The following is a 17103-nucleotide window of genomic DNA, read 5'->3' on the forward strand; positions in this document are numbered from 1 at the left end:
TATACCAAATTATCTACTGCAAGTGCTAAATTTCGACATAAAAAAACGGCGCCATAAGCGCCATTTTTGGTTAATTTAAAGCCTTTTTAGCAGTTTCTGCTAATTTTGCAAAAGTCTTTGAATCGTTATAAGCAATATCAGCTAACATCTTACGGTTAATATCAACACCAGCTAATTTCAAGCCGTGCATTAACTTAGAATATGAAATATCATTTTGTCTTGCTGCAGCATTGATTCTGGCAATCCATAACTTTCTGAAGTCGCTCTTGCGTCTTCTTCTGTCACGAAATGCATATCTGTAAGATACAAACAACTGTGTACTTGCAGCCTTAAATTGCATATGCTTTGCGCCACGGTAACCCTTGGCAAGCTTCATAATCTTTTTACGACGTTTACGTGTAACTGTTCCACCCTTAACTCTTGGCATCTAAAATTCCTCCTAAATATCGTTTTATATATTTGATTAACGCATTTGAGAGAGCATCTGTTTGATGCGCTTCAAGTCACTGCGTGAAACCATTGCAGCCTTTCTCAAATGACGACGTTGTTTCTTAGTCTTGCCGTGGAAACGGTGGCCGGTAAAAGCGTGATGACGCTTTAATTGACCAGAAGCAGTTCTCTTAAAACGCTTAGCAGAAGCGCGGTGGGTTTTCATTTTTGGCATTTTTCTAATTCCTCCAAATTAACTAATTATTTTTGTCACTCTTCGGAGCGAGCATTAAGAACATTGAACGGCCTTCCATCTTGGGTTTGCTAATTACAGTAGCAATATCAGATGTGGCTTCAGCCATTTTTTCCAATACTTCACGACCTAGTTCCTTATGAGTGATTGCTCGACCTCTGAACCTGATCGAAACGCGGACTTTAGCACCTTCCTTGGTGATAAACTTACGCGCATGTTTTAACTTGGTGTTAAAATCGTTACCTTCAATCGTTGGACTTAAACGGATTTCTTTTACGCTAACCGTTTTAGACTTTTTCCGGGATTCTTTAACCTTCTTTTGTTGCTGGAAACGGTATTTACCATAGTCCATGATACGAGCAACAGGTGGCTTGGCATTAGGCGAAATTAGAACTAAATCTAAATTTGCAACATTTGCTTGGCGTAAAGCCTCAGTTTTAGTAACAACACCAACTTGTTCACCATCTTCATTAATTAAACGAACTTCGCGAGCGCGAATTTGATCGTTCAATATCAAATTCCTTGGAATAATTCTTCACCTCCATGTTAATCTGAGGACAAGAAAAAGACGGGTAAACTTTACCCGCCCTTAATCAACAGAAAATATCGATCAGCCTAGAGGTCAACTTAACTTAGGCGAGAAGCGGGAAGCTTCTTCTTGTTCTCAACTTTCGTAATTATACTCGTCTTTTGCGAATGTGTCAATAAGATAAGTTTTCATACTTTGCTTTATGCTAAACGTTTATTGAGTCTATTACCGATAACGGATAGGGAAAAGCAAACAATAAAGTACAAAAGCGTTAAGGCCGCAAACATTGGCACAATATAGTTTGCATTTTGACCATAAATAACCTGTGCGTGTTGCATTAGTTCAGGTACAACAATGATAGTAGCTAAAGACGTGTCCTTTATTAAGGACACAAACTGACCAATGATGGTAGGAATCATGTGCCGATACGCCTGCGGTAAAACTACATGCCATAGTGCCTGCACAAAGGTCATTCCTGTAGATCTCGCTCCCTCAATTTGACCTATAGCAACCGACTGAATACCAGAGCGCACAATCTCAGCAATCATGCTGGATTCAAAGATTGTCATTGCAATAATAGCTGACAAAATTGCTCCTGGTCTCAAACCAATATTGGGCAGGCCAAAATAAGTAAAAAAGATAATTAATAATAAAGGTAAGTTTCTAACAATGTCAATAATGAAGCCGACAATTGCTGAAATAAATCTAATTTTTGCATAGCGAATTATTCCCAATATCGATCCTAAAATGAAACTTAGTACAATTGCAAAAACTGAAATAAATAATGTGACTGCTAACCCCTTTAATAGAAAACCGAAGTTTAACCATGATAGGGCATTAATCCATGTTTGCATTTTTGTCGCCTCCCTATGCCATTTTCTTTTCTAGATGTTGCATATAATAACTTAAAGGCATAGTAATTATTAAATACAGCACGCCGATTACAAAATAGCTGTTAAATGTATCAAAAGTCACAGAGGCGATTGCATTAGCCTGATACATTAAATCAAAACCAGCCACAAAAGCCAAAATTGACGAATCTTTGATTAAATTGACAAATTGATTGCCTAATGGTGGAATAACAATTTTAAAAGCCTGAGGCAAAATCACATAACGCATAGCTTGCTTATAAGTCATCCCCGTAGATCTGGCACCTTCCATTTGGCCTTGGGAGACAGACTGAATGCCTGAACGGATTATTTCAGCAATAAAAGCTGAAGTATACAAAAACAAACCAATTGTACCTGCAGTAAAGCCGTCTATTTTGACAAAATATTTCGGTACTATTAAGTAAAAGAACATTACGATAATTAATAATGGTATATTACGAAAAATCTCTACGTAAGTCCTACCGATTTTGTTTGCCACTTTATTTGGGATAACCTCTAAAAGAGCTAATAAAACTCCAAAAATCAGGCTAAATACTAACGTTAACAGGCTTGATAAAATAGTCCAGCCAAATCCTGAAAATAGTTGACTACTAAAATTATTGAAGATACGAATCATTTTATATACATCTCCTTATAGTTAAAACCAGGAACTTGGCCGAACCACTTTTTAATTAAGCGATTGTATTCTCCACTCTTTTGAATTTTATCAATCGCTCGATTAATAGCTCTGTGAAAAGGTTCTTGATTTTTATTTACTGCGATACCATAAGGTTCTTTAGTATAAGTTCCTCCAGTTACTTCAAGGCTCCCGGGACTCTGTGCGGCTAAACCATATAAAATACCATTATCACTAGTCAAAGCATCACCTTGATGCGATTTCAAAGCTGATACAGCCTGACCATAGTCCTGCATTGCGACAACTTTAGCTCTGGGCGCAACTTTCTTTACTGCCTCAACAGAGTTGTCTCCAACAATACCAATTACAGTTTTGCCATTAAGATCACTTGGCTTTTTAATTTTTGATCCTTTAGGGACAAGAAATGATTTACCAGCCTGAAAATACGATTTGGAAAAACTAATTACTTGTGCTCTTTCAGGAGTAATTGTCAGAGTGGCAATTACCGCATCAACGTTACCATTTTTCAATAAAGGTATTCTCGACTGTGAAGTGGCAAGCGTAAAGCGAGCCTGCCCTTTAGGACCTAAAATTTCTCTGGTAATGGCTTTAGCCATATCAATATCAAAGCCTTTTTCTCTATCATCTCTAATATCAATTAAACTAAATAGTTTTTTGTCACCTTCAACTGCCCAAGTAATGGTATTGGACGAGCGCACATTTTTCAAAGCTGACTGGTCAGTGACACTATTGCCACAACCAGATAAAAGGAACATTCCCAAAAATAGCGAGATTGAGCAAATTAATTTTTTCATGATATTGCCCCCTCTTAATGCGCTATTATTTTGCTTAAAAATTGCTGCGCCCGTTCTGTTTTCGGCTGTTTAAAGAAGGAAGAACTGTCATCATCTTCAACAATTTGACCCTGATCCATAAAGATGACACGGTTAGCTACTTCCTTAGCAAAGCCCATTTCGTGGGTCACGATCAAAGAGGTCATATCGCTAGACGAAGTAATCTTTTTAATTACTTGTAAAACTTCATCAATCATCTCCGGATCAAGCGCTGAAGTTGGTTCATCAAAAAGCAGTAATTTGGGATGCATCGCTAAAGATCGAGCAATCGCCACTCGCTGTTTTTGACCACCAGATATTTGGGCTGGCATATTTTGGGCTTTATCAGCCACTCCAACCATATCAAGTAAATGCATTGCCTGCTTTTTATTTTCAGCTTCAGGCATATGACTGACAATTCGTGGTGCCAGCATCACATTTTCCAAAACATTTTTGTTCTTATAAAGATTAAAGTGTTGGAAAACCATACCGACATCCTGGCGCAACCTATTTGAGTCAGTCTTTGGATTGGACAAATCCTGGTTATTAACTATCAGCTTTCCACCCTGGATTGACTCTAAGCGGTTTATTGTTCTAATAAGCGTACTCTTACCGGAACCGGAAGGTCCGATTAAAACAACAGTTTCGCCTTTATCGATTTGTAAATTAATACTATGCAACGCGTGAAATTTGCCATAAAATTTCTGCACGTCATGAAATTCTACCATTGACATAATATTGCTCCTTTTTAGCAGTCGTAATTTAACTATCCAACTCAATTTTTAGCAATTGATTAATTAATCAAAAGTGCATCCCGTCAACACTACATTTTGTTACTCGACGTGCAAATTTTAGCGGTTTTTATATTTAAGGTCTAAGTTATCAAATTATTCCTGCAATCTATTAAATTAAACTTATCTTTACTATTTTTTACTCGATTATTTTTCACGTGAATATGATTTAACATCCTGTTCAATTTCACGAATAAATTCATCAAAGCTCATGGCTACTTCTTCTTCAGTGCCGTAGCGACGAACATTAACACCATTGTCCTTTAATTCCTTGTCACCTAAAACAAGAGTATATGGTACTTTTTGTGTTTGTGACTCACGAATCTTGTAACCTAATTTTTCATTACGCAGATCTGCTTCGGCTCGAAAACCACGTTTATTAAGTTCATCGCGAACTTTCTTAGCATAATCAGAATGAGCATCAAGGTTAACCGGGATCACTTCTACTTGAACTGGAGCTAGCCATGTTGGAAAGGCGCCCTTGTATATCTCAATCAGGTAAGCAATGAAACGCTCCATAGTACCAACAATACCGCGGTGAATCATAACTGGACGATGCTCTTCACCATCTTGACCAACGTAAGTTAAATTAAATCTCTCAGGAAGCATGAAATCTAGTTGAATTGTGGACATTGTTTCATCTGCACCCAAAGCAGTTTTAGTTTGAATATCTAGTTTTGGACCGTAAAATGCAGCTTCACCTTCAGCTTCAACATAGTCAAGTCCCATATCGTCCATAGCCTTTTTCAGCATTGACTGACTTCTTTCCCACATTTCATCATTTGCAAAATACTTTTTAGTATTCTTTGGATCACGATAGGAAAGTCTGAAGTAGTAATCAGTGATGTCAAAGTCTTTGTAAACATCTAAAATTAGAGTCAAGATTTTTGAGAACTCACTTTGAACTTGATCTAAAGTCACAAATGTATGACCGTCATTTAAAGTCATTTCTCGTACACGTTGCAGTCCTGACAGAGCACCAGATTTTTCATATCTGTGCATCATGCCCAATTCGGCAATTCGAATTGGCAATTCACGGTATGAACGAATGTGATGCTTGTAAATTTGAATATGTGAAGGACAATTCATTGGTCGCAGTTCAAGCATTTCACCGTCACCCATATCCATTGGTGGGAACATGTCGTCACGATAGTGTGCCCAATGTCCAGAAGTCTTATAAGCATCAACGTTCATTAAAACTGGGGTATAAACGTGTTGGTATCCGTCAGCGACTTCCTTGTCGATAATGTATCGTTCAACAACGCGGCGAATTGTGGCACCTTTTGGCATCCAGTAGGGCAATCCAGCACCAACTTTTGGATCAACAAAGAATAAATCAAGATCACGACCAATTGTTCTGTGATCACGTTCTTTAATTTCTTCACGCCGTTTAATGTCCGCATCCAAATCTGCCTTTTTAAAGAATGCTGTACCAGAAATTCTTTGAAGCATAGGATTAGAGGATTGCCCTTTCCAGTAGGCACCGGCAACAGATAACAATTTAAATTGCATAATTTTACCGGTGTTTGGTAACAATGCGTTAAAACCAAAATCGACAAAATTGCCTAACTTATGAACTTGTACTTGGTCATTTTTTTCAGCTTTAAGCATTTCACTCTTATAAGGATCATCCTTAAAAAGATCAGAAAGCTCGTCTTTAGACATTAAGTTGGATTCAATCTTTTCTCCTGCTTTAATTGCTTTTTTGATTGCTTTTTCCAAGTCTGGTAATTCATTGACTTTTATTTGATTTTCTTTATCAGTATCAACGTAAAAGCCCTCATCGTCAGATCCATGTTCACCAAAATGAATTTCAGGATAAGCTTTCTTGGCCACGGCTTCAAGAACAAATACAACGGTATCACGCAAAATTGTTAGACCCTCTTTATCTCTGTCGGTTATAATTGCAACTTCCGCATTTTTGTTCAACTTATAGTCTAAAGCAACAATTTGACCATCTACTTTTGCACCAAGAGCAGCTTTACCTAAAGATGTCCCAATACCATGTGCTAAATCAGATATCGAAACAGCATCTGTAAAATCTTTTTTTGAGCCGTCAGGCAAAGTAATCGAAAAACTCATTATTTCCTCCAAAATTTTTATAACAAAAAATCCCAGTGCAATTAAGCACTGGGACGTTAATTAACGTGGTTCCACCCAAAATTTAGTTCAAGAAAATGAACTATCTCGTTATAGATTGTTAACGGAATCTAACCCATTATCAAAATTTAGGTATGAATGATTGGATTGCAAACGCTGATGAAAGCTTCCAGAATACCGCTTTTCTCTCTGAGTTGCATTGCAACATGTTCATTCATTGGTGTTAATTATAACCCAATAATTTTTTAATGCAAGCATATTTTCATTAAATTTGAAAAGTAAAAATTTATGTTCGCCTATTAGGCCCAGAAATAATTACCTCTTTAGCTAAAGCACGAATTCGTTCCATCAAGCGAGCAGCCTTTACAGGTTCAATTGCATTTTTAGTTTCCTTAAAATGATCTTCTAAGTCATTCATAGCAAAATTGGACGAAAAGAAGGTTGGCAAAACATTATCCATTCTTGCTTGTAAAATTACTGCTAAAACTTCATCCCGCGACCATTGGCTCAAATTTTCCGCACCAATATCATCTAATACTAAAAAATCAGCGTTAGCAATCTTTTGTACTTCAGTTTGTAAACTATTGTCATTAAAATGACTGGATAAACTGGCAATGAATGTAGGAACATGCAGAAAAACAACATATTTTTCCATCGCAGCTACTTGATTCGCCAGTCCTGCCAAAATATATGTCTTACCAACGCCAAAATTTCCAGCTAAATATAAGCCCTTTTGGTGGATATCACGCGAATACTGATATAAAAACTGCTGAATAGCTGTCATTACTTCAACTCTTTCAGATGTCATATCTATCCGACTTAATCGTACATCATGCAATTTTTCAGGTAAATTAATTAAACGCAAGTGCTTTTTGATATTAATTTCCTGGTCATGAATCAGTTTACTATCTTCAGGAACAAATTTAAGGCTAATGGCATTTTTATTCATTATCAAATCTGGATAATATCCCTTAGTCACTGGATCTTTTTTATATTGACTGAGATAAAATTCGAACAGGCTGGGCAGACTTTTATCAATTATACTGTCATTAAGTTGTTCTTGATGTTGTTTAATAAATTGATTTACCTTGGGATCAGCTAATACCTTCTTTTTAATTGAGTCGGTACTTTCTTCTTCCGCATTTTTGGTTTTATCAATAATTTTTTTAATGGGTTGCATATCACTACACCTACTTCATGCCATTCCTATCTTCTAACTTTTTAAAAAATTTTTCCAATTCATTCGAAGAAAGATTAGATTCATTTGAAATAGCTTTTGATTTTCTACTATCCCAATCAATATTTTTTTCGATCTTTTTTTTGTTTCTAGATCGCTGCTTAAATTGATTTAACCTGTTCTCTCGCCTTTGTTCTTGGGTCCTTTTTCTCTTTTCCATGTAATCTAAAGCCTGAGCACCAGTTTTGATTCCATGTTGCAACCAATCATGCAAAATTTTGTTTGCTAATCGAAAAGAAATGTTTGGGCTACTTTTTAAACAAGCATATGTCAGAACATTGAGCAATTCAGCTGATATTCCCTTATCATTATATAAACTGTCTAACACTTGATACTCACTTGCATCAACATAATCATTTCGTTCAGTTTTTAAGTGATACAAAAACTGCGCTGGAGTATCAGTCTGAGCTTTTTGCAATAATTTTTGTTCTTTTTGATTTAATTGGCTATCACTTTTATTAAATTTTTCAGGTATTTTTGCCTTGTCTTGCAAATGCCTGCGAGTATCGCTTCCATGAATGCTGTTTGCAATAGTTTGCTTTATTTCTCTCATATTTAATTGATAGTCACCATGCAAACAAGGTATTGCCTCGTCGACAAATTCCTGTTCTGAAAGCCCATATATACGCATAACAGCTCGAATAGCTTCTTTATTCTGATCAATTTCGCTACCAGCAATTTGATAAATTTCAAATTGCTGTTTCATAAAATCCCAGTCAATATTATCTTGATCATTGACAGTAGCATAATCGCTTGCAGAATAATTATTCTCTCGAGCTGCTTCCTTAACCTCAATTGAAGGATCTATTGCTTCTTGATCGGATAAATGGAAAACATCCATAAAGGAAGCAGAAATATTGGGTGCTCCCTTGATGCCACTTAATTCGCTCCGGTTTTGTTTAGCCTCTCTTGCAAACTCGTGACTTAATTTATTAAAAGCAGTTATACCAACTTTTTCTTTTAATAAACTAGCTAAAAGAGCAGTTGAAAAAAATTCACTGCTTGCTGGAACATTTTTAATTTCGAAACACAAAACATGACCCATGATCTGGTTGTCAAGCAATCTCGTTTGAATCAGACCAACAGCTTCAAGCTTATGCAACGCACCAAATAATTTTTTTATATCACAATCTGTCTGTTCTTGAAGAGTATAAATTCCCTTAGCATCAGAAAGCATTGCCTGTGCATTATAATCTTCATTCAAACTTAAATAGAGTGCTAAAGGAAGAGAGCCAATAAGAGGTTGATATAGTTTAATTAATATGCGCAAATCTTTGGGAAAAATATCCACCCTGTTGGTAATGAAAAAAGGCTGTTTGGGATTATTTGTCTCAAACATAATTAATTACCCTTTTCCCTTTTTGCAATCATATCTTCCATTGTTTTCATGAAGCTAGACATATCTTTAAATTCACGATAAATAGAAGCAAAACGAATATAAGCAACATCATCAATTGTTGCCAGCTCATCCATTACTAGTTGACCAATTTTTTTCGAAGAAATCTCGCTAACCCCCTGTTGTCTGACTTTGTTTTCTACATGATCGACTAGTTCTTCAAATTGTGTACTTGATATCGGCCGTTTTTGACCAGCCGCCATCACACCATGTAAAATTTTTTTACGATTAAAAGGTTCGCGAGTACCATCATTCTTAATCACTAGTAAAGGAGTAGTTTCAACTCGTTCAAATGTGGTAAAACGAAAGCCGCAGTTTTCGCATTCACGCCGACGTCTGATTGCGCGATTTTCATCACTGGGTCGTGAATCAATGACTTTTGAAGCATTTTTATGACAATTAGGACATTCCATATAAGTCCTCCCCTTTTATGTTAAGAAGCAATTTTTCTAATTTCGATTTCAAATCTTGTTTTGTACCAGTATTATTAATTACAAAATCAGCCAATTTTTCTTTCTGGGACAAAGGCATTTGACTGCGAATACGCTTCAAGGCAGCACGCTCACTCAAATGATCCCTTAACATTAGCCTTTTCATTTGCAGTGATTCCGGTATTGCAATTAATAAGGTAAAATCGCAATATTTTTGACCATTTGATTCAAACAAAACCGGTGCATCCACAACAACCAAAGAATTTTTGTTCATGTTGTTTAGCGCAATTTTAGCTTGTATTTCTTGAAAAATCAATGGATGGGTAATTCCATTTAAAGTTTCAAGTTGTTTTTTATCGTTAAAAACAATCTGTCCTAACTCTGAACGATTAATTGATCTATCTGACTTAAGAATGCTTGTACCAAAATGTTTTAAAACCAGTTCATAGCCCTTTTCGTCCCTATTTAAAATATCGTGAGCAATTTGATCGCAGTCTATAACCGGTATTTGTTTATCTCTAAAAAAAACATCTGCAGTACTTTTACCACTTGCTATCCCACCGGTTAAGCCTAAAATCTTTGTCATTTATAAATCACCTGACACTTAGGGCAAAAAGTAGTTCCTCGTCCATTTACCTTAATTTTCTCAAGAGGTGTGCCACAACGCACACAAGGCTCGCCTTTATGTCCATATACTTGCAACATTTTTTGAAAACCTCCTGTCTTCCCGTTCGCATCCAGATAGGTATGAACTGTAGTACCTCTTTCAGCAATTGCCAATTCTATTAACGAATTAATATTGTCGTGCAATTGCGCTATCTTTTCTGCTGGAATGGCATTGGCTTGACTTAACGGGTGAATTTTTGTTTCCCACAAAACCTCGTCAACGTAGATATTGCCCAAACCTGCAACAATAGATTGGTCAAGGAGTGTGTTTTTAATATTTTTCTTTTTACGCGCTAAACCATTTTGTAGATACGAAACGGTAAAAGCTGCTGAATTAGGTTCAACACCTAATTTGCCAATACCAGTTTTTTCCCTTTCAGTCCCCGTCTTAATCAGCTGCATTCGGCCAAACTTACGCACATCATTATAGCGCAATGCTGAATTATCTTTAAAAACAATTTGCACGTGGTCGTGTTTGTCCTTTTTAGTATTTATTTTGACTAAACGATATTTACCTTCCATGCGTAAATGAGACACTATTGTTAAATTGTCACTGAGACGAATAAGCAAATATTTAGCGTAACGATCTATATTTTCTATCTTTTTTCCAGTTAGCTGTTTTGCAAATTCTTTAGCATCTCCTGTGATAATCTTGGGGTACCATACAGTTACTTCTTTTATTGTTTTTCCTTTGATAAGAGGAAGAAGTGTTCGCCTAACAGTTTCAACTTCCGGCATTTCAGGCATTAAAATTACTCCTTACTTCGCATCAAACCAGTTGTGGCCATATCCAGAGTCAGCTACAAGAGGTATATCAAGTCTTACAGCGGATTGCATAACTTCAGGCACAATTTTTTTGATTGTTTCTAATTCATCTTTTGGTACATCAAAAATCAATTCATCATGAACCTGGACTACCATTTTTGTCTTGAGATGCATGTCATCCAATTTTTTCTGCATGTTAATCATTGCTATTTTAATAATATCTGCAGCTGAACCTTGAATAGGGGAATTGATGGCTGTTCTTTCTGCAAAAGAACGAACATTGTAATTTTTGGCATGAATATCTGGTAAATAACGTCTTCTATGCATAATTGTTTCCGCATAGCCTTTTTCACGTGCCACTTGCACAGCTTTATTCATATATTCTTTAACTTGCGGATACTGCTCAAAGTAATTATCAATAAACTCCTTAGCCTTTTTACGGCCAATATTAAGATTCTTAGACAAGCCATAATCAGAAATGCCATAAACTATACCGAAATTAACTGCTTTAGCTCTACGCCGCATTAGCGGAGTCACATCATCGGTTGATTTGAGATGAAAAATGCGCATGGCCGTATGAGCGTGGATATCATAACCCGTTCTAAAAGCCTCCTGCATCTGTTCATCACCGGAAACTTGTGCCAAGACTCGCAATTCAATTTGAGAATAATCACATGAGAAAATATAACCGTCTGGTTCACTAGGCACAAAAGCTTTTCTAATTTGCTTTCCTTCTTCCGTTCTGGTAGGAATATTTTGTAAATTAGGGTCAACTGAGGACAAGCGACCAGTAGCGGTCAAGGTTTGTAAATATCTGGTGTGAACCCGACCGTCTTTTTGGATAACATCTAGCAAGCCATTAACATAGGTAGATTGAATTTTAGCTATTTGTCTGTAAGTCAAAATTTGTTCAATGATAGGATTCTCATCCTTTAACTGGTTTAAAACATCAACAGAAGTTGAATAGCCAGTTTTGGTCTTTTTAATTGGCTTCAAGCCCATCTTTTCAAACAAAATATGACCCAATTGCTTAGGAGAATTAATATTAAATTCTTCACCAGCTTCATGATAAATTTGTTGTTCCATTTTCTTGAGGTCAACCGCAAATTCATCTTGCAGCTCAGTTAAAGTATTAGCTTGGACCTTAATACCATTTATTTCCATGACAGATAAAACTCTTGCAACTGGTATTTCAATATTGGCATAAAGATCATCCTGCTCATGCTCTTTTAATTTTGCCAGTAATGTCTCTTTTAGATTTTCAATAGCTGCTATTTTACCAGCTAAATGGTTAAACAAAACTTGATCATCTTCCGGAATATGAACGCTCTTACCTTTGCCATAAACATCATAATCGCTTTTAACCGAATTATCGCCATACATACGACAGATTTCACCCATATCGTCAGAATTGTTTTCATTATTAATCAAATATGAAGCAAGAAGCATGTCATAGTCAATGCCACGGGCGTGAATACCCAAACGATTTAACCCAACTGTTGTTCGCTTTAGATCAAACACATTTTTAGTAATTTGCTTATCTTCAAGCATACTTTTAAGTTTAGCTTCTTTTAACAGATCGACATTGCGGCTAACAAATATTTTTTGATCAATTTTTAAAGCAAAGCCAACAAACTTGGCTAAATGATAGTTAGCACCAAGCATTCCCAGATAAAAAGTAATAGTTTGACCATCAGTAATAGCAAAATTATTGATATCATTTTCTTTAAGTTCGGTAAAAGCAACTGCTTTAGCATTTGCCTTTTCAGACTGATCTTGTGGTTGACTTTCTCCATCCGGATTTAGTTCACTCAAAAATTTACGAAAGTTCATCTTTTCATAGAATCTGCGCAATTTCTGATAGTCAATAGGACGTCTTTTAACATCATCGATCCCAATGGTTAAAGGAGCATGACGATCAATAGTAGCTAATTTTTTGCCTAAAAGAGCCTTATCCTTATCATTGATAAGGTTTTCTTTCATTTTAGATGGCTTCATATCATCTACATGATCATAAAGATTTTCAACCGTACCATATTCCTGAATAAGTTGTGAAGCTTTTTTTGGCCCAATTTTAGTTACTCCAGGATAATTATCAGAATTATCTCCCATAAGGGCTTTCATATCAATAAATTCAGTTGGAGTAACACCATTAACTTTTTTCATATGTTCAGGTGTATAAGCTTCTAAGTTTAGTACCCCTGATTTAGTGACCATAACTGTTGTTTGCGGCGATGCCAGCTGAGTCAAATCTTTATCACCTGTAACTACCGTAACTTTAAAGCCTTCTTTTTCACCAATAGTTACGAAAGTTCCTATGATGTCATCGGCTTCATAGTTATCGAGCTCATATGTAGACAAACCCAAGTCATGCAAGAGCTCCTGAATGTATGGCAGTTGTTCTGATAATTCTGAGGGAGTCTTTTGTCTGCCACCTTTGTAGTCTGCGTACATCTTATTTCTAAAGGTAGTTTTACCTGCATCAAAAGCAACCAAAACATGATCGGGTTCGACATCATTTAGCACGACATCAAGCATATTTTTAAATGTGTAAATGGCATTAGTATGCAATCCTTCAGGATTTCTGAAATTTTCAAGTTGGCGATATAGTGCATAAAAAGCACGAAAAGCAACTGAATTACCATCAATTAAAAGTAATTTTTTATCAGCCATTAGATCTCCTTACAATTAAACCAAGTTTCTTTATTTAACTACCATTTTAACAGTTTTTGCACGGATCTTGCACAATACTGTTTTTATAACAAACAGGTTAAACATCATTTATCTACTTTAGATTAATAATTTAGTTTTTGCTTATTACTCTTTATGTATAGAATTTTTAGAACTTTCTTTAAACAAAAACATCAAACTCTTGTTAAGTTTGATGTTTTTATATTAAATAACTTTTATATTTTAGTTACGGACAAATAATCTTTGTTTCTTTAGCAATCTGCGAATTATTATCATTAGAAATTAGGATTGCATCTTTTAATTCTAGAGCCTGAACATTTGAAGATACGCCAAATTTGCTAGAATCAGCTAATATAAAAGATTGTGAAGTTCTTTTTGCAATCAACTGCTTCTTTATTGCTTCATCAAATTGTGGTGTTGTGTATCCATTATTAATGTCAACACCATTCATTCCAAAAAACGCTTTATCAAAACGAAGCCTGGATAGTAAATCGTTAGTCAATGCGCCAGTAAGTGAAGAAGTGACACCGTTATAATTGCCACCAATTAAAACTATTTCAGCTTTAAAATTACCAACAATATGGCATACTTGTGTATTCGTAGTATAAATTGTGATCCGTTTATTTTTTATTTTATCAAGCAACAGAGTACATGTTGTACCTGAATCCACATATATTGCATTGCTATCGTGAATCTCTTGGGCAGCTAAAGCAGCAATTTGTTTTTTTTCTTTTTGGTACTTATGTTCCTTTTTAGTGAATTCGACTTCTCCGGAACCGTCACTTAGCCTGACTGCCCCGCCAAATAAATATTCAATTTTTCCTTCATCTTCTAACGTTTTGATATCTCTTCTTAATGTAGAAATAGATACATTGGGTATTTGTTTATGAAGTTCATCCAGTTTACTTAAATTTTTGTTTTCTAAAATTTTTAAGATTTGGTTTTGTCTTTCAATCGGAAGCAATTTATTCTCTTCTCCTTATATACATAAGTGTTTTGCTTCCTTAATTATACCCCATCTAACTTTATTTTAAGCAAGACGCTCATCTTTTTTGGTGACAATAAAACCAAGAATGATTCCGACAATTACAGAAATCCCCAATCCTATCATCGCATTTAAGAAGTTATTGCTATTTTTAGCTACAAAAGCTGGAAAAGTTGTTACTGAACCAAAAACGAATGCATTTGTAAATACCTTTGTTAGTCCTAAATAAGCTCCGCCAACTGCACCAGCAATCATTTGTGCTGCCCATATTTTTCTGTTCTTTACCAGTAAACCAAATAATGTTGGTTCTATTATTGCGGAAAGCCAAATCGTTATTACTCCAGTTAAAGAAAAACTCTTTAGCTCTTTATTTCGTGTTTTAAGCCAAACTCCTATAGCAGCTCCAATAACACCAAAATTGCAGGCAAAGGTTAATGGACAAATAAAATCAAAGCCTTGTGTAGCAATGTTATTAATCATTATTGGATTTACAGCCCAGTGAATTCCAAAAGATACAAGGAAACTCCATCCACCACCAACGACTACTCCAGCAAGCAGTGGTACATTTTTAATTAACCAATTAACTAAATCTGCAACAAATTGACCACCATATACACCGAGTGGACCAATAACAATTACAGTCAGTGGCACCATAACTAAAAGACAAACAAGTGGCACAACCACAAGCTCCAAATCTTTGCTGACGTGTTTATCTAACCACTTATACAAATATGAATAAGCCCAAATAGAAATTAGAATTGGAACTACTGTTGAATTGTAATTCATTAAAACAACTGGAATACCCAAGAATGAAGTCATTGCACCATTTCCATGGGTACCCATTAATTGAATGAAATCTGGATATAAAAGTGCGCCAGCGATTAGTGCAGCAATGTAAGGGCTGACTTTAAATCTTCTCGCAGCCGAAAAAGCTAACAGAATTGGCAAAAAATAAAATACGGCTTTTGAGGCTGCAGTTAAAATGACAAAAGTACCACTTTTCTGACTGATCCATCCTATTTGACTGCAAAACAAAAGTAAGCCATATAAAATTCCCGATCCTGCAAGGGCTGGAAGCAGTGGTGAAAAAATACCAGCAATTGCCGCAAATAAGGCATTGACATATCCTTTAAACCCATGAGGTTTGATTTGCGTACTAACTTCATTATCAGTACTTCCATTGACAAGCTTTTCAAATTCATCAAAAACTTTCGGTACTTCAAGTCCAATTAATACCTGATATTGACCACCGCCCTTTGAAACATTAATTACGCCATCTACTGCCTTCACTTTGGCATCATCAATATTTTCATTTTTTAAATTTAATCTTAACCTAGTTGCACAATGTGTCATATTAGAAATATTACTTGGTCCGCCAACGGCATCCAAAATACCTCGTGCTGTTTCTCTGTAATCCATTTTTTTGCCTCCAAAAAAACAATTTCTAAATTAAAGTAGTTATTTTTTTATAAAATCTAACAATAGATCTCTTGCTTTAATTGCATCATTCTCATTAATCACTTTGTCTATTTTCTCCATGCCTACTCGGTCAAGGAGATTTAAAAGGTATTTCAACATCTCGATATTCTTACGGGTTTCTTGACTAGGATCTTCTATTACCGGTGCTGTATCAAAATAATACATGCCATCAAAGTGATATTTTTTCATATAATAAAGAAATTCTAAGGTTTTAAATGGAGTGACAGTGCCGACCATTAAACCGTCATCATGGACGCCATAGCCGTCATTAATATGAACCCCAAATAACTCGCCACGACTAGCAAAAATTTCAGATCCCATGGCCGGATTTTCATGTTTCATTAGCATATGACAATAATCTAAAAGCACACCGAAGTTTTTACGGTTGATATCTTTTAAAATCATTCCTAAGGTTCCCATACTGTCTACGAAAGCATAGGCACGAGGCTCATAGGGTTTATATTCAATACTAAATTTAATATCAGGAGCATAATCTGCGATTTCTTGACAAGCTTTGACAATTCTATGCCAAACTTTTAAATAATCAATTTGAAAGCTGTAGTCAAAACCATCATGAGCACTCCAGATATTAATCATTGAACCGCCAATCTCTCGGCAATAATCCACTGCCTGCTTACACATTTCAATAGCATCCTGATAGATCTTATCGTTTAAATTCCCGAGATCACCGTTAAGGTAATGACCTTCAAATCTCATTTCCATTCCGTTAGGACGCAAACCGTTTTCGTCTAACATTTTCTTCATGTCTCGTGCCGGAATCCCAATAGTCTGTTGAGGGAAATTAATATCTACATAATTAATTCCAACTTTTTTCAGTTCACCAAAAACCTTATCAATCTTATTGTCATAATGTGGCAAGTAAGCATTTAACCTTGTTGCAGTTTTTATTTCTTTCATCAATTCGTCCTCTTTTCATTTGTTATCGTTTACATTTTTATTATATTTCATTTGATTTCATTTATCAATCATTATTTTTCATTTAATTTAATTA

The 17103-nt window shown here is 35.6% G+C and carries 17 protein-coding genes and 1 other annotated feature; all 17 genes read right to left on the bottom strand.

Going from position 1 to position 17103, the window contains the following annotated elements; all coding sequences use genetic code 11:
* Positions 1-70: 70 nt before the first annotated feature.
* Positions 71-427 carry a 50S ribosomal protein L20 gene (gene rplT, locus DKL58_RS06100; RefSeq protein ID WP_034980161.1) on the bottom strand — a complete coding sequence of 119 codons (357 nt, stop codon included), beginning with the start codon at positions 425-427 and terminating at the stop codon, positions 71-73.
* Positions 428-463: 36 nt separating this feature from the next.
* Complete coding sequence (rpmI, locus tag DKL58_RS06105) at positions 464-664, bottom strand: 50S ribosomal protein L35 (RefSeq protein ID WP_034980158.1); 201 nt, start codon at positions 662-664, stop codon at positions 464-466.
* 22 nt (positions 665-686) lie between these two features.
* The gene (infC, locus tag DKL58_RS06110; protein WP_045928312.1) at positions 687-1199 is read right to left on the bottom strand and encodes a translation initiation factor IF-3; all 513 of its coding nucleotides are present in this window, start codon (positions 1197-1199) and stop codon (positions 687-689) included.
* A 37-nt stretch (positions 1200-1236) separates the two neighbouring features.
* Positions 1237-1348, bottom strand: a sequence feature (ribosomal protein L20 leader region).
* A gap of 63 nt (positions 1349-1411) precedes the next feature.
* On the bottom strand, positions 1412-2065 hold the full coding sequence (locus tag DKL58_RS06115) for an amino acid ABC transporter permease (RefSeq protein WP_109586478.1): 654 nt from the start codon (positions 2063-2065) through the stop codon (positions 1412-1414).
* 13 nt (positions 2066-2078) lie between these two features.
* Entirely contained in the window at positions 2079-2717 is a 639-nt protein-coding gene (locus tag DKL58_RS06120; protein WP_109586479.1) for an amino acid ABC transporter permease, read from the bottom strand.
* Positions 2714-3532 (bottom strand): transporter substrate-binding domain-containing protein, encoded by an 819-nt coding sequence (locus DKL58_RS06125; protein WP_109586480.1) that lies wholly within the window; start codon positions 3530-3532, stop codon positions 2714-2716. Before DKL58_RS06125 ends, DKL58_RS06120 begins: the two co-directional genes overlap by 4 nt.
* 14 nt (positions 3533-3546) lie before the next feature.
* On the bottom strand, positions 3547-4284 hold the full coding sequence (locus DKL58_RS06130; RefSeq protein ID WP_045928316.1) for an amino acid ABC transporter ATP-binding protein: 738 nt from the start codon (positions 4282-4284) through the stop codon (positions 3547-3549).
* 204 nt (positions 4285-4488) lie between these two features.
* Positions 4489-6423 (bottom strand): threonine--tRNA ligase, encoded by a 1935-nt coding sequence (thrS, locus tag DKL58_RS06135; protein WP_109586481.1) that lies wholly within the window; start codon positions 6421-6423, stop codon positions 4489-4491.
* A gap of 304 nt (positions 6424-6727) precedes the next feature.
* On the bottom strand, positions 6728-7621 hold the full coding sequence (gene dnaI, locus DKL58_RS06140) for a primosomal protein DnaI (protein WP_109586482.1): 894 nt from the start codon (positions 7619-7621) through the stop codon (positions 6728-6730).
* A gap of 10 nt (positions 7622-7631) precedes the next feature.
* A complete protein-coding gene (locus DKL58_RS06145) occupies positions 7632-9017 on the bottom strand; it encodes a DnaD domain protein (protein ID WP_109586483.1) in 1386 nt (461 codons plus the stop codon).
* A 2-nt stretch (positions 9018-9019) separates the two neighbouring features.
* The gene (nrdR, locus tag DKL58_RS06150; RefSeq protein WP_045928320.1) at positions 9020-9487 is read right to left on the bottom strand and encodes a transcriptional regulator NrdR; all 468 of its coding nucleotides are present in this window, start codon (positions 9485-9487) and stop codon (positions 9020-9022) included.
* Positions 9474-10091 carry a dephospho-CoA kinase gene (gene coaE / locus DKL58_RS06155; RefSeq protein ID WP_109586484.1) on the bottom strand — a complete coding sequence of 206 codons (618 nt, stop codon included), beginning with the start codon at positions 10089-10091 and terminating at the stop codon, positions 9474-9476. The genes nrdR and coaE overlap by 14 nt, the downstream gene beginning before the upstream one ends.
* Entirely contained in the window at positions 10088-10918 is an 831-nt protein-coding gene (gene mutM / locus DKL58_RS06160; protein WP_109586485.1) for a DNA-formamidopyrimidine glycosylase, read from the bottom strand. Before mutM ends, coaE begins: the two co-directional genes overlap by 4 nt.
* A gap of 12 nt (positions 10919-10930) precedes the next feature.
* The gene (polA, locus tag DKL58_RS06165) at positions 10931-13609 is read right to left on the bottom strand and encodes a DNA polymerase I (RefSeq protein WP_109586486.1); all 2679 of its coding nucleotides are present in this window, start codon (positions 13607-13609) and stop codon (positions 10931-10933) included.
* 244 nt (positions 13610-13853) lie between these two features.
* Positions 13854-14591, bottom strand: coding sequence for a DeoR/GlpR family DNA-binding transcription regulator (locus DKL58_RS06170; RefSeq protein WP_109586487.1), 738 nt, complete (start codon positions 14589-14591; stop codon positions 13854-13856).
* Positions 14592-14657: 66 nt separating this feature from the next.
* Complete coding sequence (locus DKL58_RS06175; protein WP_109586488.1) at positions 14658-16031, bottom strand: PTS transporter subunit EIIC; 1374 nt, start codon at positions 16029-16031, stop codon at positions 14658-14660.
* Between the two features lie 39 nt (positions 16032-16070).
* A complete protein-coding gene (locus DKL58_RS06180; protein WP_109587015.1) occupies positions 16071-17000 on the bottom strand; it encodes a sugar phosphate isomerase/epimerase family protein in 930 nt (309 codons plus the stop codon).
* Between the last annotated feature and the right edge of the window lie 103 nt (positions 17001-17103).

Source organism: Lactobacillus kullabergensis (assembly GCF_003151025.1).
In the GTDB taxonomy this organism is placed as follows: domain Bacteria; phylum Bacillota; class Bacilli; order Lactobacillales; family Lactobacillaceae; genus Lactobacillus; species Lactobacillus kullabergensis.

What these genes read in the sequence shown, in the direction of transcription:
- dnaI (WP_109586482.1), bottom strand. Translation starts at nt 7,621, where the DNA reads ATGCAACCCATTAAAAAAATTATTGATAAAACCAAAAATGCGGAAGAA.
- mutM (WP_109586485.1), bottom strand. Translation starts at nt 10,918, where the DNA reads ATGCCTGAAATGCCGGAAGTTGAAACTGTTAGGCGAACACTTCTTCCT.
- nrdR (WP_045928320.1), bottom strand. Translation starts at nt 9,487, where the DNA reads ATGGAATGTCCTAATTGTCATAAAAATGCTTCAAAAGTCATTGATTCA.
- thrS (WP_109586481.1), bottom strand. Translation starts at nt 6,423, where the DNA reads ATGAGTTTTTCGATTACTTTGCCTGACGGCTCAAAAAAAGATTTTACA.
- DKL58_RS06125 (WP_109586480.1), bottom strand. Translation starts at nt 3,532, where the DNA reads ATGAAAAAATTAATTTGCTCAATCTCGCTATTTTTGGGAATGTTCCTT.
- rplT (WP_034980161.1), bottom strand. Translation starts at nt 427, where the DNA reads ATGCCAAGAGTTAAGGGTGGAACAGTTACACGTAAACGTCGTAAAAAG.
- rpmI (WP_034980158.1), bottom strand. Translation starts at nt 664, where the DNA reads ATGCCAAAAATGAAAACCCACCGCGCTTCTGCTAAGCGTTTTAAGAGA.
- DKL58_RS06130 (WP_045928316.1), bottom strand. Translation starts at nt 4,284, where the DNA reads ATGTCAATGGTAGAATTTCATGACGTGCAGAAATTTTATGGCAAATTT.
- DKL58_RS06120 (WP_109586479.1), bottom strand. Translation starts at nt 2,717, where the DNA reads ATGATTCGTATCTTCAATAATTTTAGTAGTCAACTATTTTCAGGATTT.
- DKL58_RS06145 (WP_109586483.1), bottom strand. Translation starts at nt 9,017, where the DNA reads ATGTTTGAGACAAATAATCCCAAACAGCCTTTTTTCATTACCAACAGG.
- DKL58_RS06175 (WP_109586488.1), bottom strand. Translation starts at nt 16,031, where the DNA reads ATGGATTACAGAGAAACAGCACGAGGTATTTTGGATGCCGTTGGCGGA.
- polA (WP_109586486.1), bottom strand. Translation starts at nt 13,609, where the DNA reads ATGGCTGATAAAAAATTACTTTTAATTGATGGTAATTCAGTTGCTTTT.
- DKL58_RS06115 (WP_109586478.1), bottom strand. Translation starts at nt 2,065, where the DNA reads ATGCAAACATGGATTAATGCCCTATCATGGTTAAACTTCGGTTTTCTA.
- coaE (WP_109586484.1), bottom strand. Translation starts at nt 10,091, where the DNA reads ATGACAAAGATTTTAGGCTTAACCGGTGGGATAGCAAGTGGTAAAAGT.